At 45.2% G+C, this 24,859-nt stretch carries 19 protein-coding genes; 8 read left to right on the forward strand and 11 right to left on the reverse strand.

The window, feature by feature from the left end; all coding sequences use genetic code 11:
• Positions 1-20: 20 nt before the first annotated feature.
• The 6 genes from ACXHJ1_RS22450 to ACXHJ1_RS22475 form a co-directional block, all read right to left on the reverse strand.
• Positions 21-1,754: an ATP-binding protein gene (locus ACXHJ1_RS22450; RefSeq protein WP_330720434.1), complete on the reverse strand. Its 1,734-nt coding sequence runs from the start codon at positions 1,752-1,754 to the stop codon at positions 21-23.
• Positions 1,755-1,803: 49 nt separating this feature from the next.
• Positions 1,804-2,868: a cobalamin B12-binding domain-containing protein gene (locus ACXHJ1_RS22455; RefSeq protein WP_107734270.1), complete on the reverse strand. Its 1,065-nt coding sequence runs from the start codon at positions 2,866-2,868 to the stop codon at positions 1,804-1,806.
• 182 nt (positions 2,869-3,050) lie between these two features.
• Positions 3,051-3,512: a MarR family winged helix-turn-helix transcriptional regulator gene (locus tag ACXHJ1_RS22460; protein ID WP_013309820.1), complete on the reverse strand. Its 462-nt coding sequence runs from the start codon at positions 3,510-3,512 to the stop codon at positions 3,051-3,053.
• 197 nt (positions 3,513-3,709) lie between these two features.
• Entirely contained in the window at positions 3,710-4,159 is a 450-nt protein-coding gene (locus ACXHJ1_RS22465) for a VanZ family protein (RefSeq protein ID WP_017425774.1), read from the reverse strand.
• Positions 4,159-4,827, reverse strand: coding sequence for a ribose-5-phosphate isomerase RpiA (gene rpiA / locus ACXHJ1_RS22470; RefSeq protein WP_016819237.1), 669 nt, complete (start codon positions 4,825-4,827; stop codon positions 4,159-4,161). Before rpiA ends, ACXHJ1_RS22465 begins: the two co-directional genes overlap by 1 nt.
• Before the next feature lie 60 nt (positions 4,828-4,887).
• Positions 4,888-5,358, reverse strand: a complete 471-nt coding sequence (locus ACXHJ1_RS22475) for a GNAT family N-acetyltransferase (RefSeq protein WP_457905238.1) — start codon at positions 5,356-5,358, stop codon at positions 4,888-4,890.
• 467 nt (positions 5,359-5,825) lie between these two features.
• Here ACXHJ1_RS22475 and ACXHJ1_RS22480 point away from each other — a divergent pair, with 467 nt between their 5' ends.
• The 3 genes from ACXHJ1_RS22480 (at position 5,826) to ACXHJ1_RS22490 (ending at position 12,552) form a co-directional block, all read left to right on the forward strand.
• Positions 5,826-7,595, forward strand: a complete 1,770-nt coding sequence (locus ACXHJ1_RS22480) for a methyl-accepting chemotaxis protein (protein ID WP_457905239.1) — start codon at positions 5,826-5,828, stop codon at positions 7,593-7,595.
• 144 nt (positions 7,596-7,739) lie between these two features.
• Positions 7,740-11,435: a non-ribosomal peptide synthetase family protein gene (locus tag ACXHJ1_RS22485; protein ID WP_457905240.1), complete on the forward strand. Its 3,696-nt coding sequence runs from the start codon at positions 7,740-7,742 to the stop codon at positions 11,433-11,435.
• Between the two features lie 118 nt (positions 11,436-11,553).
• On the forward strand, positions 11,554-12,552 hold the full coding sequence (locus tag ACXHJ1_RS22490) for a polysaccharide deacetylase family protein (RefSeq protein WP_016819211.1): 999 nt from the start codon (positions 11,554-11,556) through the stop codon (positions 12,550-12,552).
• A gap of 87 nt (positions 12,553-12,639) precedes the next feature.
• Here ACXHJ1_RS22490 and ACXHJ1_RS22495 read toward each other — a convergent pair whose 3' ends face one another.
• Positions 12,640-13,260, reverse strand: a complete 621-nt coding sequence (locus ACXHJ1_RS22495; protein WP_016819210.1) for a TraX family protein — start codon at positions 13,258-13,260, stop codon at positions 12,640-12,642.
• A 22-nt stretch (positions 13,261-13,282) separates the two neighbouring features.
• Entirely contained in the window at positions 13,283-13,960 is a 678-nt protein-coding gene (locus ACXHJ1_RS22500; RefSeq protein ID WP_038978158.1) for a CBS domain-containing protein, read from the reverse strand.
• A 209-nt stretch (positions 13,961-14,169) separates the two neighbouring features.
• Here ACXHJ1_RS22500 and fsa point away from each other — a divergent pair, with 209 nt between their 5' ends.
• From fsa to ACXHJ1_RS22515, 3 genes are all read left to right on the forward strand, one after another.
• Complete coding sequence (fsa, locus tag ACXHJ1_RS22505) at positions 14,170-14,817, forward strand: fructose-6-phosphate aldolase (protein ID WP_013370592.1); 648 nt, start codon at positions 14,170-14,172, stop codon at positions 14,815-14,817.
• A 233-nt stretch (positions 14,818-15,050) separates the two neighbouring features.
• On the forward strand, positions 15,051-15,506 hold the full coding sequence (locus tag ACXHJ1_RS22510) for a MarR family winged helix-turn-helix transcriptional regulator (RefSeq protein ID WP_016819208.1): 456 nt from the start codon (positions 15,051-15,053) through the stop codon (positions 15,504-15,506).
• A 1-nt stretch (position 15,507) separates the two neighbouring features.
• Entirely contained in the window at positions 15,508-16,707 is a 1,200-nt protein-coding gene (locus tag ACXHJ1_RS22515; RefSeq protein ID WP_016819207.1) for an MFS transporter, read from the forward strand.
• Positions 16,708-16,826: 119 nt separating this feature from the next.
• Here ACXHJ1_RS22515 and ACXHJ1_RS22520 read toward each other — a convergent pair whose 3' ends face one another.
• Together ACXHJ1_RS22520 and ACXHJ1_RS22525 are read right to left on the reverse strand one after the other, a co-directional pair.
• Positions 16,827-18,143: an MFS transporter gene (locus tag ACXHJ1_RS22520; protein WP_330720431.1), complete on the reverse strand. Its 1,317-nt coding sequence runs from the start codon at positions 18,141-18,143 to the stop codon at positions 16,827-16,829.
• 90 nt (positions 18,144-18,233) lie between these two features.
• On the reverse strand, positions 18,234-19,952 hold the full coding sequence (locus tag ACXHJ1_RS22525; RefSeq protein ID WP_457905241.1) for a methyl-accepting chemotaxis protein: 1,719 nt from the start codon (positions 19,950-19,952) through the stop codon (positions 18,234-18,236).
• Between the two features lie 276 nt (positions 19,953-20,228).
• On the opposite strand from ACXHJ1_RS22525, the gene ACXHJ1_RS22530 reads away from it, so the two are divergent.
• The gene (locus ACXHJ1_RS22530; protein WP_457905242.1) at positions 20,229-21,182 is read left to right on the forward strand and encodes a serine hydrolase domain-containing protein; all 954 of its coding nucleotides are present in this window, start codon (positions 20,229-20,231) and stop codon (positions 21,180-21,182) included.
• A gap of 144 nt (positions 21,183-21,326) precedes the next feature.
• On the opposite strand, the gene yicI is transcribed toward ACXHJ1_RS22530, so the two are convergent.
• Positions 21,327-23,651 (reverse strand): alpha-xylosidase, encoded by a 2,325-nt coding sequence (yicI, locus tag ACXHJ1_RS22535; protein WP_457905243.1) that lies wholly within the window; start codon positions 23,649-23,651, stop codon positions 21,327-21,329.
• A gap of 181 nt (positions 23,652-23,832) precedes the next feature.
• Between yicI and ACXHJ1_RS22540 the strand changes: the two genes are divergently transcribed.
• Positions 23,833-24,762 (forward strand): helix-turn-helix transcriptional regulator, encoded by a 930-nt coding sequence (locus ACXHJ1_RS22540; protein WP_016819202.1) that lies wholly within the window; start codon positions 23,833-23,835, stop codon positions 24,760-24,762.
• Positions 24,763-24,859 lie beyond the last annotated feature (97 nt).

Here is a 24,859-nt window from a genome sequence, read left to right on the forward strand (position 1 = left end):
TCCTCCTTCTAGGTACAAGTCTAACAAGGGGGAGTCAGTCTCGACTGGTGAATATAACGTTCCAGTTCTAAACACGTTGCCTGATAGACAGACTGGAGCGCAGACAACTTCCCTTGTACATTCTCAAGTCGGTTCTCCCGTGCAAGCTGTTCAATATCAGACAGCAATTTGGACAAACGCCCGACACCCAGACTCACGCTGCCTGATTTCAACTCATGAGCAGCCTCTACTACTTTTGTGGCTTCGCCCGCAGCAACCAGTTCTTTTAACTTGTTGATTTTGGCAGGTGTATCACTGGTATACATTTCGACCAATGACTCAAGTAATCCCGTGCTACCATCCTCGTCCAGCAGCATGATCTCACGAATAACATCCTCATCCAAAATAGGCTCAGATTCCGGAATGGGTAGCCATTTGGCCAGCTTTTCTGAGAGATTTTCAATCGTCACTGGCTTCATCAAGTAATCGTTCACACCAATCTTCCGCCCACGAGCCTGGTCTTCCTCGGACACATTTCCGGTCAAAGAAATGATCGGCACAGGCGGCTGTTGGTTTTCTGCTTCCCACTGGCGGATCGCTTTCGCCGCATCGTGACCATTTAGCAAAGGCATATGATGATCCATTAGAATGCAGGCGTAGGATCGTTCGGAGGCCGCTCTTACTGCAGCTTGTCCATCCTCGACAAAGTCAATATGCTGGAATCCCAGGTGGTTGAGCTGTAATTGCACTACTTGACGATTCACCCGATTATCCTCTGCTACCAAAATAGCTTGAGAATGACTATGCTCACGAAGCAACTCGCTACGTACCGTCAATTCACCATTTTCATGTTCTTCTATTTCAACTGCCTGTCCTGATGCCTTCCTGAAGGGAATTTCAAACCAGAACGTGGAGCCTTGGCCTTCTTCGCTAACGACCCCAATCTCTCCCTGCATAAGTTTCACAAATGAGCTGCATATCCATAGCCCCAGTCCCGTTCCTCCATATTGGGAGGCGCTGCCTTCACCAGCTTGCACATAAGGCTGAAACAGCTTGTCCTGATCCTCCGCTGAAATCCCGATGCCCGAATCCTGCACCTCAAAACGAACACGTTGGGAATCTTTAGTTTCCTCAACCAATTTTGTCCGAACAACAAGGTTCCCTTCGCTTGTAAATTTATTCGCATTGTTCAACAGATTAAGCAAGATCTGCATAATCCTTGCCGAATCTCCTTCGAGATGCTCTGCCACGGCACGATCAGTCTCTATACTCAACTGGTTGCCCATCTGATAAATTTGCGGCTCCAACAACTGGGCAACATGGCTCATAATCGCCTGGACTCTGACATTTCCGATCTCTAGCTCCATCTGTCCTGCTTCTACTTTGGATATATCGAGCAGATTATTAATCATGTTTAGCAGCAGAGAGGCCGACTCACGTATCACACCGATGGCCTGCCGCTGATCTGGAGATAGTTTGGATGAAGCTAACATTTCGATCATCCCCAAAATTCCGTTCATTGGCGTTCTAAATTCATGACTAACCACGGCGAGAAAAGTGCTCTTCAGGTCATTAGCCCTTATCGCTTCTTCCTTTGTCCGCTTTAATTCCGCATTGCTTTTGGCAAGCTGACGCTGCAGATTGACCAGTTCGTTGTTCATTGCTGAAAATTCATTCAGCAGCTTTTCTTCCTCAGCCTTGCTTTTCAGAACCTCATCCGTTAATTGTTCGACCGTTCTCCGCAGGACAGCCATTTCTGCTGTCGGTTCCTTCATATTAAAAGGCCCCCTTTACAAAATGACTTACGGGTTGCCAACACTAACATTATCTCTTGAGCGAAAGTATGTCCTCTGCTACCTCCAGCGCTTCCTCCGCACCTGGTGCATATCCATCCGCTCCCACTTCCTGCCATAAGTGTGAATCAAGATTAAAGGGCAAGCCACCGACCATAATTTTCACATGACTCGTAGTTGTATTTTGGCGGATCACAGTAATCAGCTTTTTCACCAGATGGACATGGTAAGCCATGGTAGCTGAGATAGCCACCACATCTGCGTTATAGCTCACAATGGCCTGAAGCAGACTCCGATCAGGTACATTGGCACCTAAATAGTACGTATCCCAACCATCCATCTCGAAAATATCAGCCAGCATACGTAGACCTATTTCATGCTGCTCGCTGCCTACACATGCTGCTACGAGGCTACGTCCCTTATTTCCAGCACCTATCCATCTGGGATACAGGCTGGAAATAATAAACTGAGTCGCGGCAGTACAAAAATGTTCTTGACCAACCGTAATTTTGCCTTCATGCCACAGACGACCTATTTCATATTGCGAAATTTGAAAAATATATTTATAAGTATGTTGAATAGACATACCTTCATCTAGCAAATGGACGATCCAATCCAAGGCCTGTCTGCGATTACCAAACAGTAAATATTCCAAATATTGAGCCACATCGGCAGCATAGGGATTATCATCTGTAATAAAAGAGGCGTACTCCTCTTTCTTCCCAATTTGCTGTATCCCCAATTCCAAATGCTCCAGCACCACCGTTTTTTCCCTGTGATGAAACTGCTCTACCAATGTCTCCCGAATTAATTGAAAATTGATGATCAAATCTTCTTGGGTTATGCCGAAACCTTCTAAAAGTCTCTTTAACCAGGAAACATAATACGTAAATAAAATAGGACTGCTCACGATTACACTTTCAGCTAAATAGTTCAAACTATATAAAGAGTCCTGTTTTGTCTTTATTTTACCGTTGTCCCCAAAGCGCTCCAAAAGATCTGGCTGTAATTCGTATTGTTTGTGGGTAACTAGCTCAGCCAAATCTCCTGCTTGCATCAATAGCGACTCACCTGCGGTATATTGCTGTATACTCATGTACAGCTCCTTCCCCGACAAGGTATTTGTATATGAAGCAGGTTTTAGGGATGACCTCAGATCGAGACTATTAGACAATTATACCTGATTTGCGTCCCCACTGCCCAAAATTAGACAAAAAAATAAAATACCGAAAAGTCGGTATTTTATCTTAAAGCTGATTTAACCAGAAAATGCAACACTTATGATCCGTTACTCTTCTGTCCCTCAGCTGTTAGTCCAAGCTTTTTTAGCAGATGAATAGCCTGCTCCTTCTCTTCCACGGATAAGCCATCCACAGTCTCCATAATAACACGATGATGCTGCGGGAATATTTGCTCAAAAAAATGACGTCCATCATCAGTTAATTCTGCATAAATTACACGCCGATCATCTTGTGACGCACGGCGGGTAAGCAGGTTTTTTTTCTGGAGTTTATCCACCACATACGTAATATTCCCGCTGGAGATCAGTACCTTTTCTCCAATCTTCTGCAAAGGCTGCGGTCCGCGATAATACAAAAGGTCAAGCACACCAAATTCAGTTGTATTTAATCCATGACTATGAATGTCCCGATTCGTGCGAGACGTGACCGAATTATAGGCACGAGCCAGAACAACGAACAAATTAAGCGCTAAGTCCTGATCATCTGGTTTTACAGACATATTAACAGCCTCCGTTACTCATATCTTTATTCCAAGATATCTTAATTGCGTACTTTTGTCAAGTTTAAGCGCTTCCCTTCCTGCTTTTACGGTCTGTATTGAAGGAATTACCATCTATTATGCGGAAGTTGTCGTTCATTATGTAAAAAAGCCTGCCCTCGACCAGTCATTAAATACTGATATCGAGAGCAGGGCGATTATGATTCAATTCTTAATTTCTTACGTAAAAATACGTAGGCAACACGTCCGCATAATACTCCCAGTACATTCAGTATGATGTCATCCACATCCATCGTACCTGCGCCCAGCAGCATTTGGGTTACTTCGAGAATGACCAATGCGGCCACCACCACTAACAGCAGCCTGCCTACCCTTCGCATAGATACCCAAATGATCGGCAAAAGAATACCGAAGGGAATGAACACACCAATATTCCCAAGCAAATTAACACCCCATACCCGAAAAGGGGAAGAATGCATGGCCCGCCAGTATCGCCCGATCGTATCCAAGGGAACAACATTATATGAATACGGAGGTCCTGGACGCAGCGTGCGACCAAAACCGAGAAACATCCAATATAATAGAAGCCCTGTATATAATATCAATAACACGAATGCTACATTATAAAACAGACGGTTACCAGACATTATTTATTCCGTACGTCAATTTGTCCATTAGCTCGTGCGATAATAACTTGATCCGCCATGTTAATGAACAGTCCATTATCGACTACACCCGGAATCTGATTCAAGCGAATTTCCAGTTCCTGTGGGTTTTCGATCGTACCATAGCGGCAATCGGCAATATAATTTCCGTTATCCGTAAGGAAGCGCTCGCCGTCTTTCATACGCCATTCCGCTTTACAGCCTGTCTGCCGGAGAGCCTCTAACGTCCATTCACTGGCAAAAGGCACCACCTCGACCGGCAAAGGGAATGCGCCCAGTACCTTCACATCCTTGGACTCATCCACAATAATGATTAATCGATCGGTATTGCTTTCCACAATTTTCTCTCTCAGCAGAGCACCGCCTCCACCTTTTACCAATACCAGTTGCTCATTCACCTCATCTGCACCGTCAATGGTAACGTCAAGCCTCCCAATCTGATCAAACGGAATGATGGGAATTCCCAGCTCCCTGGCCTGATCCTCCGAGGCTTGGGATGTAGCTACAGCCTGTATATGTAATCCTTGTGCCACACGCTCTCCGATTTTTTGAATAGCCCAATAGGCTGTCGAGCCTGTACCAAGTCCTACTTTCATACCTTCCTGAATCGCCTCAACTGCTTTTTCGGCCGCTTTTTGCTTCAAATTCATTATCATCTCTCCCGCTATATAGGCTAGTGTTGATCAACATCTATTTTATATGAGAACGCTTTATAAAGACAGAGACAGCTTTTTACCATAACAAAGACTATTTTCATCGTGTTCATACTCCCCAAATCGTTCAATAGGTTCGTATCCCTGCTTGGTATAGAAGGCAATTGCTTCAGGTTGAGCTGCTCCAGTCTCTAGATTAATCCTTACTACTCCCCGCTTTCTGGCTTCCTCTTCCAGAAAAGATAATAGGCTAACTGCAATTCCTTGTCTGCGATAAGAGGAATCGACATAAAATCTTTTAAGCTCCATCTCTTCCGTATCTATAGGCCTAAGCCCTCCGCAAGCAACTGGTTTTCCATTCATATACACAACAGCGAAAATTATATTTTTAACTTTCGGGTTGGAAAAATCCACCAAGTAAATTTGATCGGCAGGATACCTTTCCAACAAGTCTTCATCCAGCCTACGAATCAAATCATGCAGATCCGCATGATCGCTCCTAACCTTTAAAATCGTAAACCTCGACACTTTTCTCATCCCTCTTCTCTATGCATAGATACATGGACTCATTTCGCGAACAAATCACGAAAACCGCGATAAATCAAGCATTCGCGGCTTCAAATATGAAAAATGTCCCAAATTGATAAGTGCATTTGACTCTATTATAAAGTATGATGGTTTCTGTTGAATAGTTGCTTATGGACTGAAATGAACTCGAATTTCAAGCAGGAGTATAAATTGGAAAATACTGAAATACACACAACCTTTACCTATTAAAAATTAATTTTTTATTGCGTTAGGTATTCATTTCATGAGCTTTTTGTACGACATATATATAGGGATATCATACTTGTCTGAAAAAGACTTAAGACCTATTTTGAAAAAATCAAGGGTCAATTATCTCTATTTATTGTGTTTGTAAGGGGGACTTGATTATCTCATTCGATAAGCGGTTCAACACCATATACAAAAATACTACCAGGGAGTGGAACATTTTGAAAAAGTGGAGTAGCTTATCATTCTTCACCAAAAACTTATTATTATCCTTCTTCAATATCGTATTGATCGGGCTAGTCCTTATTGTGTCTAGCTATTTGATCCAACGTACGATTTTGATTGACCAATTGCATGGGCAAGTGGAAAAAATCACATTGAAGTGGGCGCAGGGCATTAATTCCGATGAAGTATCCCAAGCGGTTCAAGAAAAAAATTATGATGGACCCATTCAAACCAAACTTCGTACCTATCTAGATAACATCATGGCAACGAACCCGAATATCTCTCACGCCTATATTTTCGGAACAGAGCTGGAAAATGGCAATCAGACATCCATTGTCGCCATGCCAACAGATCTGAGAGAATCATTTGAAAAAGATAAAATGGGTGTCGGCGCTATGTACGAGCAACCCAATGTCGTAGCTGTAGGCGTAACTAGCATGCTGGACTCCGGCAAACCTACATTCACTAGTTTTTACGATGACTCTTTTGGTACATGGACGACTTTGATGACGCCGATTAAAGATCCTAGTGGCAAAATCTTTGCTTATTTTGCTGTCGATGCTGATGCTGGTGCTGTACCTGCCGGATTGACCAAGCTGCTCATTAGCGGCGCCACCATTTTGGTGATATTCCTACTGATCTGCCTGGCGCTTCAATATTGGGTAGTAAAACGCACACTATCTCCGATTAAGCAACTGATGTACGGTATCAGTGAAGTAAGCAGAGGAAATCTGGATGTTCAAATTCATGCTGGCCAAGATGACTTGGGGCTCGTGAATCAGAACTTCAACGATATGGTAAGCCATATTAACAGCATTATGACCAAAGTGAAGCAGACTACTGATGAAGTCAATGAATCTGCGAAGGAATTACTCGCAATCTGTGAGCAAAACGGAATCAATTCCAACATCATCAACCAAAATATCAATGAAATTACGGATAATATCCGTTCACAGGAAAAAGCGACAGGCGATAGTGCACGAGCTATGGCTGAAATGGCATCAGTCATTCAAAATATTGCTACCAGTTCTTCCAATGTGGCGGAAGAAGCCAATTCGGTAGAGAAGCGTTCGAATGAAGGTAACGAGATTGTAGATAAGGTATCATCCCAAATGCATTTGATTACCGATTCAGTAGCGAATACTTCCCGTATCATCAAGTTGCTGGACAGCCGTTCACAGGAAATTGGCAATATCATTAGCACCATTTCAGGAATTTCTAGCCAAACGAACCTGCTCGCCCTGAACGCTTCTATTGAAGCTGCGCGTGTCGGTGAAGAAGGTAAAGGCTTTGCCGTTGTGGCCAATGAAGTACGTAAGCTGGCAGAACAATCTGCGGAGGCAACTAAACAAATTACGTCTCTAATTGAAGAAATTCAAAGTGAAATCGGACAAGCTGTGAATTCGATGGAGCAAGGGAACGTTGAAGTTCAAAACGGTATCGTCGTTGCTGGACAAGCAGGCGAGTTGTTCAATGACATTCTTCAAGCAACTAAAAATCTAGCATGGCAAATCCAAGAAGTATCCAGTGCTACTGAGCAAATATCTGCGGGGACACAGGAAATGACCGCGACAGCAGACGATCTTTCCTCCACCGTAACCAAAACAGCCAATAACAGTGTTCACATTATGCAAACGGTAGAGGAACAAAAAGCCTCTTTGGATTCTATCATTGAGTCATCCCATAAGTTGACGTCCATGTCTGAAGAGCTTCAAGAAATTACATCTTATTTCAAAATTGCAGACACAAACCGTACCAAATCATAATATCCATTTATCGATTTCAATGCATATTTCATAAGTAAGTCGTTCGGTGATGCCTCCCTCCTGTTCATCCATTTGAAGGGATCGGAGGCATTTATTAGTTTCATTACTTATATTGAAACATCAAACATTCAGGAGGTTAGCGTAATGGCTTCATTACTACAAAACAGCACACAGACAGCTCCATCCCCATTCCTAGTTCCCTTGGATTTTGCACGTATACAGCGCAAGTATACATCCTCTACTTATCAAGTAGAGTTAGAAACATCCATCTCGGAACAACTGAATCAACAAAACACTGCGGAAGACAAACAAGCAGTGCTCTTATCAGCGTATACTGCATGGTTATATCGTCTATCCGCAGAGGAAGAAGTATCTTTCTCTACTTTTGTGCCTCAATCCGGTCTGCTTACAGCATCGTTGACAGTGGAAAAGGAGACGACTTTTCATGAACTGGCAAGCTTATTTCAGGAGATGCTCCGTGAGCCTAATGCATTCCTGGCAGAACCGCAAGCTGATACTTCATTTTCAACAACACTTCCTACAGACAGCGGTGTAGAATCCCGTATTATGGACTGGGCTGTTCGTGATAACAATGGCACTTATCAATTACAGATTCGGTATGATCAATCACTCTTGCTGGAAACAACGGTGGTTCGCTACGCAGAATACTTTGCAACCCTTCTGGGAGGCGCGCTCAACAACAGCCATGCACTTGTAAATTCCATTGACATATTATCGGACGCAGATCGAGCTGCTCACGAAGCTTTAAATGATACCGTCGTAAAATATCCTGAGCATCAGACGATTCACGGAATGTTTGAAGAAGCGGCTTCCCAGTACCCTGATCGTCCAGCTATTGCTTCCCATACTGGGGAGTATACGTACCGTGAATTGAACGAGCGTGCTAACCAAGTCGCACGTGTTTTGTTATCCAAAGGTCTCACCAGAGGTGAATTCGTGACCATCTTCATGGAACGAAGCTTGGAGACCGTTATTTCCCTGCTCGGCATCCTAAAAGCCGGAGGCGTGTACGTTCCTGTTGATCCCGCTCACCCTGCTGACCGGAGTAGCTACATTGTCGAGGACACGCGTTCTCCTTTTGTCTTAACAACTTCCGCACTCACCCAACAAGCGGCTGAACTATGCGGGTCCATTGAAACCGTAAAAGAAATATTAGCTATTGACGGACCACTGGCAGGTTATGCAGCAAGCAATCCAAACGTTGAAGTAAGTCCAGATGATCTAGCTTATGTCATCTACACCTCCGGTTCTACAGGCAAACCAAAAGGTGCCCTGATCGCTCACCGCGGTGTCGTTAACCTAGGAGCTGTCGTGCAACGCGATTGTGACATTACGCCTCAGGATGTATTGACCCAATTCGCCACCTATAGCTTCGATGCTTCTGTATGGGATACGATTGGAGCCTTGTTTTACGGTGCAAAATTGTACTTGCTGTCTTCCGAAGAGCGCGTATCTGTGGAAGAATTCGCTGAAGCCATCGAACGTACGGGCACGACGATTATTACCATTTTGCCAACTGTATTCTTTAATCAGCTATCGACGTACTTGTCAGACGAAGGTTATCGCAAGCTCGCAAATGTTCGAATTGTTACTGTAGCAGGCGAAGCACTGTATGGCTCACAAGTTCGGGCGTTCCAAAGCAAATTCGGTACAGACACAGACATCGTCAACGTATACGGACCAACCGAATGCACCGTAGCGACGACGACCCATCGGGTCCGCGGTGCCGTACCTGAACATGTCGTTAATATCCCGATCGGCAAGCCGATTTACAATTACAAAGTGTACATCGTTAACGACGATAACAAGCTTTGCCCGGTCAATATTCCGGGTGAAGTATGTATTGCTACGCCTGCGTTGGCCCACGGCTATCTCCATCAGCCGGAGCGTACAGCCCAATCGTTCGTGGACAATCCTTTTGTCCCAGGTGAAAAAATGTACCGTTCAGGTGATATTGCCAAGCTGCTGCCAGACGGTACGATTGAATACGTAAGCCGTAAAGATTCACAGCTCAAAATTCGGGGAAACCGGATTGAAATAGGAGAAATTGAAGACCATTTCTCCAAACATCCAGGTGTTCAGGACGTAGCAGTTGTCGCCGTCAAAGATCACACAGATCAGAACATGTTAGTTGGTTATTTTACCACTTCGGATGGACAGTCCATTCCACAGGACGTTATACAGTCTTATATTGGAGGCAAGCTGCCTTCCTATTTTGTACCAACCCATGTCATTCACCTGGAAGCTATGCCTATTTCACCAACTGGCAAGATCGATCGTAAAAAGTTGGCTCTGCGCCCACTTCCTGAAGTGTCTGATCTTACGTCCGGCGGGGAACCTCTCCGTGAAGGAACTGAAACACTCATTGCCGAAGCATGGACACAAGTGCTTGGTAAACATAACATTGGCGCGACTGATGATTTCTTCCTGATCGGAGGCGATTCGCTTCGTGTCATTCATGTGCTGGCTATTCTGAAGCCGCGTTATGGCGCGCTGCGTATTGGAGACTTCTTCCGCTATAAAACTGTTCGTGAGCTTGCTGAATACGTGGAGCAATTAGGTACAGAACAAGCGCCGCAGCGCAAGTCACTCGCGATTTCTCAGGAAAAAACAGATTTGAATGAACATCCTATTGAGTTGCCTGGCGCTTCAGATTTAGCTGAAATCCGCGACTTGCGCGTGATTTTATTGACCGGAGCCACAGGATATCTGGGTTCACACATTCTGTATGACCTGCTCCACCGGACAGAAGCCAAAGTATACGCAATGGTACGCCCTTCTCAGGACGGTCCATCTGGCTTTGAGCGTATTCAATCCGTATTGACAGGATATTTTGGTCAAGATATCTCCAGCTTGATGGAAGGACGGGTGAAGGCTGTCTATGGGGATCTAGAGCAAGCGGATCTGGGTCTCTCTTCTGTCGACCGCCATATGCTAGAGCACCAGATCGACGGTATCATTCACAGCGCTGCTGACGTTCGCCATTTTGGTGATTCGGCAACCTTCGATCGCACGAATGTGACCGGAACATTGGAACTGCTAAAAATCGCTCAAGCTAAGCCAGGAGTCTCCTTCCATCATGTTTCCACTATGGGAATACCGGAGGATCTTGCAAACGAAGGAAAATGGGAAACGACATTAGAGCTCTCTGCCTTCCCAGATGAACTGAACGTGGACAACCTGTACACGAACAGTAAACTTGCGGCAGAGAAGCTATTGTTCCAAGCAGCTCAAGCAGGTACACCTGTCTCGATCTACCGTGCGGGTAATTTGACAGCCCATTCGGCCAACGGACGCTTCCAGCGTAATATCGACAGCAATGCTTATTATCGTATGATGAAGGCGATGCTGCTGCTGGGTAAAGCTCCACAAGCCGATTGGCATACAGACTTTACACCAATTGATTACGCCAGCCGTGCTATCGTAGAACTGTCCGTCAAACAAAAAAGTGCGAACCGCATTTTCCATATCTGTAATCCAAACCCATTGCCATATGATGAACTGATCGCTATGGTAAACCAGCTTGGTTACGCAGTAGAAACGCTGCCTTTTGACGATTACAGCGCTTGGCTGCTGAATCCGTCTTCTGGCATTCAGGAAGATGCACTTCACCTTGCTATGGGACAACTCGAAGGTGATGGTGCCAAGGATTCAGCTTACCGTTACGGCTGCTCTGTAACCACAGCTCTGCTGGAACAAGCTGGCGTACAGTGTCCGGTAACCAACCTGGAGTTTATTCGCAATATGATCCAGCATGCGGTCGAGATCGGTTACTTCCCGGCCTCATCTTCGGTATCTGTACAAGCAACACAGAGGTAACAAAGTTGTGATATTTCCCCCGCGTGTTTTCGGTATGATAGACTAGATTTTGCTAGTTTCATATTTAGTATAAACCTCTATACTTTCAGAATTTTTTGCATGCGGGGGATGTCATTCAATGAAACACACTTTTTTAAAAAGAACATTGCTCATCATAAGCTTGGTAGCTATTCTCGGGATTTTGGTGCATGAAGCACGTAATATTTATCACACACCTGTAGTCAAAGGAACTCATCGTACACGCACTGCTAATGCAGATCGACTGGTACGCCATTTATTTTCACTGACGCCTACGCCAGATAAGGTATATTACCAAAACAAAGTAATTGTCCTGATGTATCATGAAGTAACCAAGACTCCACCTGATCCCGGTGCTCTCAAGCTTAGTAATTTAACGAAACAATTGGACGAAATGAAAGCAAATGGCTTCCATTGGATCACCATGAAAGAGTATACGGATTTTATTTTACATAAAGGCAAGGTTCCCGCTAATGCGGTCCTTATGACATTTGACGATGGTTATGAATCCTTCTATACGGACACTTTTCCCGTGTTGAAGAAGTATCATGTTCCGGCTACCAATTTTCTCATTACATCCACAATCAGCAATCCTAAACATATTGGTATACCCAAGCTGACATGGGATCAAATTCATCAGATGCATGCAGAGGGCATTGATTTTTACAATCATACCAATGACCAGCATGCTTACGGATACTCCAACACAAAGCGCACCAAACAAAAACCACTTCTGATGGGCCCGGTGTATTCGAAAAAGCTGGGGCGAATGGAAACCGAGGACGAGTTCAAACAGCGGGTTTATACCGATTTGGACCTGGCTGACAAGAAGCTGTTTAAACATTTACACAATGATCAGAATGTACTGGCCTTCCCTTATGGTGGGTATACCAAGGAGACGTTGGAAATTTGCCGCTCCTTGGGAATTGACGTTACGTTTACGGTGAAACGAGGAATTAACTCACCAGGGCAAACGAACGGCTATCGCGTCAATGCAGGAGGAATACACAATATTCCCGAAGTATTGGTGCAATATATGAAAGAAGGGGCTCCACTTCGCCCACTTCCTTTTGCCCAAGGTCCCAACAAAGTATCCTGAACAGCATAGTATATTTAGGATAAAAAGAACCTTTACAACCACTATAAGTCGTGGTTGTAAAGGTTCTTTTGTTGTATGGATTCGAGTTCAGGGCCAGATACGAATTAGCGCAATAACAGCCAGATGTACGGGATAAAAGCTGCGCCACAACCAACGCGGTACCCGACGATAAAATCCGCTCTCCCCTGTGGCAAAACATACAATCAGAATACTGGACAGCAGACTAAAGTGCTGAATATTCGCATGGTGTACCATATCATACACAACATTCAAAACAAAATGGGCAGCAATCATCATATATGAACGGGTGTATCGATAGATGAGAACAAGCAGCAGACCATAGGCTCCGTAATCCATCTGGCTGAGCTCCATGAACAGGGCTGTGAGGACGTACAGACCCGATACAGCCACCCAATGCTTCATGCGAGATGCAGCAGCCAGCGCGAGTAACGACGCCAGTAGCGTCCAGATCACATTGGGTCTATACACATCAAACGCCAGCATATAGGGCACCTGGGAGATCAAGGCCAGCCCTAGCAGGCGAAGCATGTAGCTCCGCATATTTCGGGTACGGGTATAGCCCATATAGAGGGCGTACGCGTAGATTGGAAAAGCAAGCCTGCCGGCAATTCTCCAAGCCGGATCTGTCGGAAAAAACACAAGTCCGACATGGTCAATCAGCATCGTCAGCATGGCCAACCAGTACATATAAGGCCCCCTTATTCATGTTTTAGGTCTTTTCTTCCGTCAAATTCAGAATGGCGTTCATAATATCCGTTTTCGTAACCCGCCCTACTAGCCCCTGAATTGGAGCCGAGGAGGTACATGGCTCGTCCAAAACAGGAAGACAATTAATCTGATGCCGGATCAGTCTCGATATTGCTTCCAGTAAAGAATCTCCTGGAGCAAGCGTCGTCATTTGGGCCCGGCGAGTCATAGCCATGGTCACCGGGACAGTGTGAAGATCAGTATGTCCCAGCATGACCTTCAGCAAATCCTTGCGGGTAACAATACCAATGAGCTCCTGCTCCTCCCCCGTGACCATCAGCGTGCCTGTATTTTGCTGAAATAGCATTAACACCGCATCATAGGCGGTAGCATCACCTGATATCAAAATCGGGTCACTCAGTATATCTGCCACAGTCAGCTTTTTGAGCATACTGCCAATATGGCTATCATAGTTTGGATAACGCCCTGGCAAGTAACCCACCTTTGGTTTGGCATCTACAAGCCCGAGCATAACGAGCAAAGCAAGGTCAGAACGCAAAGTCGGCCGCGATAGTCCCAGCTCTTCAGCAATTTTATCCCCTGTAACAGGCGCCAGACGCTGGACAATATCTACAATTTCCCGCTGTCTTTCTGACAGTTGAATAATGATTACCTCCTTATGGAATGGGGTAGTATACATTATTAATGGAGCTTAGGTTCAGCATGTTTCGACAATTCATCAAATTTTAATCAAAGACCGCTTGTTTTCAAATTTAAAATGTGTCACAATTAAAAATGTAATACATACTAATTATAAGTTTAACGTGTGCAATATGCTACATTTAAATGAGCTAATGTACGCCATATGATATGTATTATGTACTATATAACCCTGAGGAGGAAAATCAAATGAAATTTTTCTTGGATACTGGTAACATTGAAGAAATCAAACGTATTGAACGTTTGGGTCTGGTTGATGGTGTAACAACGAACCCTTCCCTGATCGCTAAGGAAGGTCGAGTGTTCAAGGAAGTCATTCAGGAGATTTGCAGTATCGTTGAGGGTCCCGTAAGTGCTGAGGTAATTGGCCTGAAAGCTGAAGATATGCTCGCAGAAGCTTATGACATCGCAAAGTGGGCACCTAACGTGGTGATCAAGCTTCCTATGACCGAAGACGGTTTGTACGCTTGTAACGAGCTGACCAAGAACGGAATCAAAACGAATGTAACATTGATTTTCTCCGCAGCTCAAGGTTTGATGGCAGCCAAAGCTGGTGCTACTTTTATCAGCCCGTTTGTGGGACGTCTGGATGATATCGCCGTTGACGGCATGAAGCTGATCCGTGATCTGAGACAAATTTTGGACATTCATGGTTTGAAATCCGAAATCATCGCTGCTTCCATCCGCAACATTAAGCATGTAGAAGATGCTGCTCTGTCTGGTGCACATATCGCCACCATTCCGGGTTCCCTGCTTCCTTCCCTGTGGAAACACCCACTGACAGACAGCGGTATCGAACGTTTCCTAAAGGATTGGGAAACCGTACCTAAAGCTTAATTCGCCAGTCATGGCAAACTATATTGTACTAAAACCCGAACAGCCCGTTTTTTACGGGCTGTTTTTTTGCTCTTTTTCCCGCATAGACAAGTAAAAGTAAAGTGGAAAAGGAATGTATGTTTACAAAACGCTGCACAACTTCTTTTGACAAAACAACTTGTTGTCCATATAATTGTTATAACAACTAATTAATTTCAAAGTATCCTGTGCGGAAAATTAGAAAGGAGTGTCATATGAATAATTTGCCTCCCGATTGCTCTATTGGGATGTTGCTTGGAATCACCCATCGCAAAATGAGTCAACAGCTCTCGCATCGGCTTAAACCTTATGATATTTCCCCAGAGCAATGGTCGGTTCTGTACCAAATCTATCAGGCCGAGGGTTTAAATCAGAAAGAAATTGCAGCTAAGGCTGTAAAGGACCAGCCTACCACGACTCGTATTATTGATTTGTTGGACAAGAAGGGCTGGGTACAGCGTGTGAACAGCCCACAGGATCGCCGGGCTTATTTGCTTCATTTGACTGAAGCAGGCCGACAGCTTGTGAAGGAGACTCTCCCCGTCGAACGAGATGCCAACCACGATTTTGTAAAAGGAATTTCCTCTGCAGATCTGAAGCAATTCCGCCAAACGCTTTTACAAATTCATACCAACATGACTGAATCAGAAAAACAAGGAGAGAACGATTAATATGCAACAAGGCAAGCAACCTCTTTGGACCAAGGAATTTATCGTTCTTACGGTTTCCAATTTATTTTTGTTTCTGGAACTACAGATGATTGTATCTTCCATTCCTTCCTATGTGAAAAATGCATTCCATGCTACCTCCGTGCAGGTCAGTCTTGTTACGACTTTGTTCGCATTAAGTGCAATTGTCGCAAGACTTTTTTCTGCCCGTATGCTGGAAAAAGGACATCGCAGCGCCCTGATCTTCGTTGGACTGCTGTTTGCATTAGCAGGAACGCTGGGATACAGTGTTTCACCGACAATTGCGGTACTCCTGCTCATGCGTATGCTGTTTGGGATTGGCTTTGGTATGAGCAGCACTGCCTTTCCAACAATGGTCACTGACGTCATCCCTCCCAAACGTCTCGGTGAAGGAATGGGATTTTTTAGTCTGTCCACTAGTTTAGCCATGTCTATTGGGCCAACCATCGGTATTTCGATGCTGCAATACGGCAGTTTTAACCTGCTTGCCTATTCGACATCTGCTGTCATCGTTGTCATTTTCCCTCTAGCCTACTGGCTCATTCGCACACTGCCTAAGGGGCATGTCGAACCACCTATGGTCCCTTTGGAGGAAGGGCGCAAACCGGCATTCAACCGTAAATTGTGGATTCCCGCCTTGTTGAACATGTTGATGTCTATCACATATGGCGGGTTGCTCGGTTTTATGGCGCTCTATGGAGATGAAGCTAATCTGGCGCACCCGGCTTACTTTTTCCTGTTTAATGCGGTATCTGTACTGATCGTGCGCCCCTTCTCGGGCCGTATATATGACAAAAAAGGGGCAAAGGCACTGCTCATCCCTGGTTCCCTGTTTCTCATTGGTGGTCTGATTCTGCTTTCCTACGCACACAGTGACGCCTTTATGTATCTGTCTGCTCTTTGCTACGGTATCGGGTTTGGTGTTATGCAGCCAACCTTGCAAACCTGGATGATTCAGGTCGTGTCACCTAAACAGAGGGGCATGGCAAACGGTATGTTTCTCAATTCCCTCGATTTTGGAGTCGCAGCCGGAGCACTTATACTTGGCGTTATCGCCAAAGCCAGTGATTATGCATGGATGTATCGTCTTTCGTCGCTGTTTGTTGTGCTGTTCTTGCTGATTTACGTCATTCAGATTATCGCAAGCCGCAAGCCTAAAACAAATGTTCCTCTGGAGGGGTAAGACTATTCTTTAAAATGAGTATCCATACTATATTTGCTCAAATATCAAAAGCACCCGTTACCATGGCTTTACATGGAAAACGGGTGCTTTTTTTATTTCAAAGCTTTTTCAATTGCAATTTATTTATATTTCGCAGGAGTTTTGTGTCTTAGCTTAGAAGAAAGAGGCTTTTCTCGAGACACGTATGTCATTCCCTCAGTCTTATGGCTACGATCACTGGATTTGCCCCCTGCGGGTTCATCCTGCTCTGGCTTGACCGCAAATAGCATAAGCAGAGCCGCAATCCCCCCCACTGCGGCCATGACGCCAAAAAGCAGACCATGCCCACTGCTGCCGATCAGCAAGGATACAACCGGAGGGCCTAAAGATACTCCGACAAAGCGCATACTGCTGTACAAGGAAGTGATGGTTCCGCGCTCTTCTTTTTCAATTCCCTTAGTAATCAGTGCATCCAAACAAGGGAGTGCGAGCCCAATACCACCGCCCCCTAGCGTAAACAGGCCAATCACAGCATAAATATGTTGAAAAAATCCGAGAATAGCAAAGCTGATCGTCAATATGGCCAAACCACCGAAACCGATCCATTTCATACGCTTTTTGTGCTTGCCAATAACCTTGCCACCTAAATAAGAGCACAGACAGAGAGAAATAAGCGGTATGGCCAGCACAAAGCCCTTCCAGACGCCATGGAGGTTGTAACGACTTTCCAGTATGTCGGATAAGTAGAACAAGACGCCAAAAATGACAAACATGCAAATACCGCCCATAGCAAAAATAGCATAGAGCCAGCGTCCTTTTTCGGCAAGCACCTGTTTCACATTCCCCACAAATTCTTGAAACCTAATCGGTTTGTTTTTACGCTTGGGTACATGGATCAGCCAAATGACCAAAATAAGCGAAATCAGACAGAGGCCCGGAATCACTGCCAATGGCAAAAACCATAGCACAGCTCCCAGCGCAGCACCGAGAATCGGACTTAATACTTTACCGAATGTGTTGTAGGTCTCGACTACTCCCAGGTTCTTGCTGGCTTCATCCTCGTTCTCATACAGATCGCCCACAAGTGGAATGACTATAGGAAAAGCCCCCGCCGCTCCCGCGCCCTGAAGTAGACGACCTGCAATAATGGTCCAGTAAGCTGCCAGGTCATGTAGCAGCCATGCTCCAACCGCAGAAATGCCCCCTCCAATCACAGTCAGAATCAGACAGGGAACAATCACCGCTTTACGGCCAAAACGGTCGGATAGATAGCCAGCAATCGGTATCAGTAAAATGGCCACCACCGCATACACTGTAATCAACATGCTAATCCGAAAGGAGCTTACATGTAGCTTACGTCCGATTTCCGGTAAAACCGGAATCAGCATGGAATTACCCAGCGTCATCATCAGCGGGATGGAACCTAATGCAACCAGATTCCCTTTATTTTGTTGCATCCCGTTACCACCTTTGCAAAAGTAATAACACAGCTGTCCAGATTCGTTCAACAGATGTTATTGTGTTTACATTGGTGGGAATTTATACGACTATACTTTAAAACCACCGACCCTTGCGTTCAGCAATTGCGACATATCCGCCAGAGTGTGAATGGACGATGCAATTTCCTCCATGGAAGCCAGTTGCTCTTCAGCCGCCGCACTGACGCTTTGGGTTCCTCCTGCCGTCTGCTCCGCTACTTCACGTATGCGTTCCGCCGCCTTCACCATTCGCTCTGATCCACCGGACATTTGTTCTACAGACCGATTAACACTGTGAATCTGCTCGCTGACCTGTTGAATGGAACTTCCAATCTGACGAAATGCAGTTTCAGCGGATTGCATGACCTTTACGCCAGATTGCACTTCAACTGTTCCAGACTGCATGGTGGAAGCGACATGCCCAACATGCTCCTGAATGTTTTGCACAAACTGTGTGATTTCTGCTGCTGAAACCGATACCTGCTCGGACAATCTTTTTACCTCAGAGGCCACAACAGCAAATCCTTTGCCCTGTTCTCCCGCTCTTGCCGCTTCAATGGATGCGTTAAGCGCCAGCATTCCAGTCTGTTTGGCAAATCCGGTAATAACAGATCCGATCATGCCAATCTGCTCCGCCTGTTCACTAAGTGAACGTACAGCACGTGCAGAGCTGTCTACACTTTCGCTTACCTTCTCCATCTGACGCATAGCCTGGCCAATCGATTGTTCCCCTGCTTCTGCATCTTTAGCGGCTGTATCAGACAATTCATATACCTGCTCGCTTGTGGCAGCAATCTGTTCCAGCTCGTAGGCAAGTTCTTTCATGGTATCTGTAGTTTGTGTAATATCATCGACCTGATGCTCCATGCCCGTCGCAAGCTCTTCCATTACACCGGAGGTATGACGATTGGCCTGATTCATTTCCTCAGTACTGACGTTAACACGCTCTGCGGTTACCGTTAATGTACGAGCCGTATCCTGAGCATCCACAATGATACTGCGGAACCCTTCAATAAGCTTGTTGTAGGAGCTCGCAATCATACCGATTTCGTCTTTGGACGTAATATCCAGTCGACTTCGCAAATCTCCTCCACCTTGAGACATTTGCAACAACTGCTCATTCATATGGTGTAATGGACGGATCGAACGAATCAAAACGATAGATTGAGCAATGCTGTAAATAATAACCAAAAGCCCTACAATGCTCGTAATCAAAGTTGTATTCGTCATCGTTTGGTGCGCCTGCTGTATTTTCACCGTTACCATATCTTCCTGCGCCTTGACAAATGCTACCACCTTGGTATCAAGTTGCTTACGCAAAACCCGTTCGTTTTCAAAATCATCGAGCAATTCAGAAAATGGGGGGAAAGCATCATCTCTTGTACTCTTATACCCCGCTGTAGTCAGTAGACTATGAACCTGATTCATATAGGTATTAATCCCTGTTTTGAGCTCAGTCATCTTCTTCTTTGTATCCTCATTGCCTGTATTGAGTAGAACTTCTGTCTCCTGTAGCAACTTTGCAACTTCACTCTGCTTGTTTCCGATCTCGTTCCCATACTGTTCGTCACGAGTCAGCAAATATGCCCGCTCATCATTGGATATCCCGTTTAACAAAAATTGAAGAGACTTGGAGTTATACGCAATCGTCTCTTCACGATTCATAATATCTTTGTACTCGTTCTCACTATGTATACTTAAAATGTAATTGGTCAGCAGCATGGCAGCAATCACACTTGGGATCAGTATCGCGCTGAGAATCATTTTGGCCTTAATTGTTAAGTTCATGAATTGGTCCCCCAGTTGTTTCAAAATAAAATGTTCAACTTACTATATATCGTTTTATTGGTCTGTTTTTTTAAATGAAAGCGGAAAAGTGTATAGATTTTTAAATGTATTTGTGTCTATTAAGTGAACATATATATGTTTTTTAATATCAAAAAACAAAAAAATTCAAATTAGGGAAAAAGATAAAAACTATTATCCGTTTATACTTGTCGGATTTGGAAGGTTAAAAATGATATACTATGTAATGGTATGCTAAAAGCCTCAAGGAGGAACTGCATGAAAAGTCTGGAGCTCAAACCGCTTATTCACGTACTTAACGAGTTGGAAACCCGCAGCTGTCTTATTGAGCAGCAGGGAAACATGATCATGGATTACTACCGTGAACCTCAAATTGCCAACCAACTCTATAAAATAAATTCCTGTACCAAGAGTGTGATTTCCGCATTAGTTAGTATTGCTATGGATCAACAACTGGTACCCAAACCAGAGACACCGATCCTCGAATTTTTCCCCCAGCTGGCCAAAGATAGTGACCCTCGAAAGCGTGATATTACGATTGAACACCTGCTGACGATGTCTGCTGGCTTTAACTGGACGGAATTTGGGGGACAAAATTCTTTTCCTACCATGAGCAAAACGTCCGATTGGGTGCAATTTGTGCTTTCACAGCCATTATCGGATATACCAGGTACGCGAATGGAGTACAGCTCTGGCTGTTCTCAACTTTTGGCCACCTTGCTACGTTCTGCCTCTGGACAAGCCGTTGCTGAATTTGCCGAGGAGCAATTATTCCAGCCGCTCGGTATCGATAACTATCATTGGGAAACCGATCCGCAAGGCACTCACACCGGAGGCTTCGGGCTACATCTCAGACCGCTGGACATGCTCAAATTCGGGCGGCTTTATCTGAACGAAGGAAGCTGGGAAGGACGGCAGATCATCCAGACAGAGACCGTCCGATATTCGACTCGTCCATTTCTTCCAGCCTCCAAACCACAAAAAGCATATTACGGCTGTCACTGGTGGGCTTCTTCCTTTTCGGATGAGAGAGAAACAGGAACCGAAATAGACTATTTTTACGCACTCGGCTTTGGTGGGCAATATATTATTGTGGTCCCGTCCTATGACTTAGTAGTTGTCCTCACGGCTGATACATTTAAAAAGAAGCGGACTCCTGTGGATATTTTCCGGCAGTACCTTGTACCACTACTACTTCAACAGAATGCATAGGGAATGATATCTAAGCTAAATTTGAAGATATTCTCTTTCAGAATGCCACATTAAAAAGGGGTTGCCTGTTTGTATCAGGCAACCCCTTTTTTTCGCAATATAATCGCTATATTATAATCTATCCATCTACAGATGAACTCCTGACTAGCCCAAGTGAATAGTGAGCTCTTGTTGTCCGCTGGTGGCTGGTGTAATGATTACCCCTTGTTCTCCCGCCAGACTGCTGCCTTCCTCCACTTGAACAGCCTCATGGATACCGCGTAGTACTAACGACCACGGTTTAACGGCACCTTCTGCCTTCACCGTAATGACAGAATCCTTACGGCTGGCAGTAACCGTGAGCTCTTCTTCGCCTGATGTATTCACGATAACCGAACGAGCCTGTTGCCCTTCGCCGAGCTCAAACAAATGAAGCGTCACTTGATCTGCATAATCATAATCCGGACGACGATCCTCATGACCGATGGCCAACAATGTGTTTGGCTTCACGAGCACAGGTAAGGTTGTAAAATCATGATGCTCGTTGACCCAACGACCACCAGACACGATTTCATTCGTTAACAAATTCGTCCATTGTCCCTCGGGTACATAATAGGTTACATTGCCTTCTTTATTAAAGATCGGGGCTACCAAAATGGAATCCCCCAGCATGTATTGTAAATCCAGCGTTGCACAGGTAGGGTCCTGCGGGAATTCCAATACCATAGCCCGCATCATCGGCAGTCCCCTCACCGAGGATTCCACAGCAGAAGCATACAGGTGTGGCATCAGCGAGCATTTGAGTTTGGTAAAGCTGCGCACCACGTCGACTGACTCTTCGTCAAACAGCCAAGGAACACGGTATGACACATTTCCGTGTAGACGGCTATGGGAGGATAACAATCCAAACTGTACCCACCGTTTGTATAAGTCCGGCGCAGCCGTTAGTTCAAAGCCGCTAATATCATGGCTCCAAAAGCCAAAGCCACTCAAACCAAGCGATAATCCGCCCCGCAAGGACTCTGCCATCGACTCATACGTGGACGAGCAGTCTCCGCCCCAGTGAACTGGGAACTGTTGTCCCCCGGCTGTGGCAGAACGTGCAAATAATGCGGCTTCATTTTTGCCCAGCTTTTCCTCCAGCACATCAAACACAGCTTTGTTGTACAAATGCGTATAGTAATTGTGCATTTTCATTGGATCAGAGCCATCATAATAAACTACATCTGTTGGAATACGCTCACCAAAGTCGGTTTTGAAGCAATCCACGCCTTGATCGATCAGCACCTTCAGCTTATCCTGATACCAGGCAACTGCAGCCGGGTTCGTGAAGTCAACCAGCCCCATCCCCGCCTGCCACATGTCCCATTGCCACACGCTGCCATCAGCTGTTTTGACCAAATAGCCATTCTCCATACCTTCATCGAACAAAATGGACTTTTCTGCAATATACGGATTGATCCATGCGCAAATTTTGAGTCCCTTAGCCTTCAATCTCTGCAACATACCTTCTGGGTCTGGGAACATATCTTGATCCCACTGAAAATCGCACCATTGGTATTCCTTCATCCAGAAGCAGTCAAAATGGAATACCGAGAGTGGCAGATCCCGTTCAGCCATCCCGTCGACAAAATGGTTTACTGTCGCTTCATCATAATCAGTCGTAAACGAAGTTGTCAGCCACAAACCAAAGGTCCAGGCCGGTGGCAATGCAGGTTTGCCTGTCAGCTTGGTATAATTGTCCAGTACCTCCTTAGGATTAGCTCCACCAATAATAAAATACTCTAACGATTCGCCAGCAACGCTAAACTGTACCTTCGAAACGTTTTCCGATGCAATCTCGTAAGATACCTTTTCCGGATGATTGACGAATACACCGTACCCTTTATTGGATAAATAAAATGGAATGTTTTTGTATGCTTGTTCACTGCTGGTCCCGCCATCTTCATTCCAAATATCAACGACCTGACCATTTTTCACAAATGGAGTGAAACGCTCTCCAAGGCCGTATACGTACTCCCCCATACCCAGCTCCAGCTGCTCCCGGAAAAATGGCTGGTCCTGCGGGTCTGTAATATAGCCGGGTCCCCGATGCCCACTGCCCGTGACTTTACGATCCTTGACATAAAAGCCTACGTCCCAGCTCTTTCCACGACCGACTCGCACACTCAGATCGCCGCTTTTCAGCACTGCTACGTCCTCACCCACCGTAATATCCACCTCTGTCGGCAAGGTGTGAATTTCAAAATCTGGTCCATGATGTACCCGTCCCTTATGGTGGTTCAGACGCACCCGAATAACATTCGGCATGGGAGAGCTGTAGGTCGCTTTCAGTAACGCTCCATTTAGCGTATCCCCTTTGTGCTCGATCCGGTGGGTTGCTGCATATACCGTCATGGAAGCATCGTCCGTCACGATATCACGGATGTCAGCAGGATTTTGTATTTCATAGCCCTTGCGAACCAACCAATAGCCATCAGTAAATTTCATCTGTCTCTTCCTCCATCTCGACTTTTATATTCCTTGTTCCCAAATCGCTGATTGGATTTTTTCGAAATCCTTACTATAATAATATTGATTTATGTAAGGGTTTACTTCTTTTATTTTGACGTTTAGTATCAATATTTTGATGTTTTCTATATAAATCAGTGTGCCGAAAGGAATCAGTAAAATGCAAAGGGAAATGTTAAGAGAAAACCGTATTCACGGCAATCCCATGTATCCAGTCAGCGTATATCCGAGCGTAGAGCAATTGAACGGAAATAGTATATTGGAGTCCCATTGGCATGAGGAAATGGAGTTTATCGTAGTAGAACAGGGGAGCGCTATATTTCAGACGGATATGGTCTATACGGAGGTTAGCGAAGGTGAAGCCCTTTTTGTACACAGTGGCGAGCTTCACGCTGGTTATTTACAAAAAAGTCCTCGATGTGTATTTTCTGCGGTGGTGTTTCACCCGGATATGCTGCACAGCCGCACGCAAGATACAGTTCAGACGCAGTTTATTGAACCATTTATCAATAAAAAACTCGTCCCTCCCCCTCACATTCGCGGTGTGCAGCCTTGGGAGCAGGAGCTATTGACCGCATTGAAACGTATTATCACTAGCCATGAACAGAATGCGCCTGCCCGTGAACTGGCGACCAAGGCGCAGCTCTATAGCATAATTGCCTGCCTGTTCCCGCACATGACTCCGGCTAGTGGAGAGGACGTGGTTATGGCGAGTCAACGCAACAAGGTCGAACGGATCAAAAAAGCACTGGCGTACATCAACAGCCATGCGCATGAGCCCATTCGTTTGCGAGAGATCTCAGATGAGGTTGGGATGAGCGAGGGACATTTCTGTCGTTTCTTCAAGCAGATGGTGCAGAAAAGTCCGGTTGAATATATCAACTATCAGCGGATTCAGAAGGCTTGCAGGTTGCTAGAGCAAAGTGACCGCAAAGTAGTTGATATTGCGCTGGATGTGGGATTTGAAAATCTAAGCTATTTTATTGCAACCTTTAAAAAATGGAACGGTCTGACTCCTTCGCTATACCGCAAGCAGCACGAAGCAGATCAGGCGCTTGCTGTCCTTTCTATAACAGACGGAAATTTATGATTTTGTTTTGAATAGCTGCGCGTAAAGTTACAAAAAGAAAGAACGAACAGAAGATCAAGTTCTCCGTTCGTTCTTTCTTTTGGTTATACATGTCCAA

Source organism: Paenibacillus sp. ALE2 (assembly GCF_054113385.1).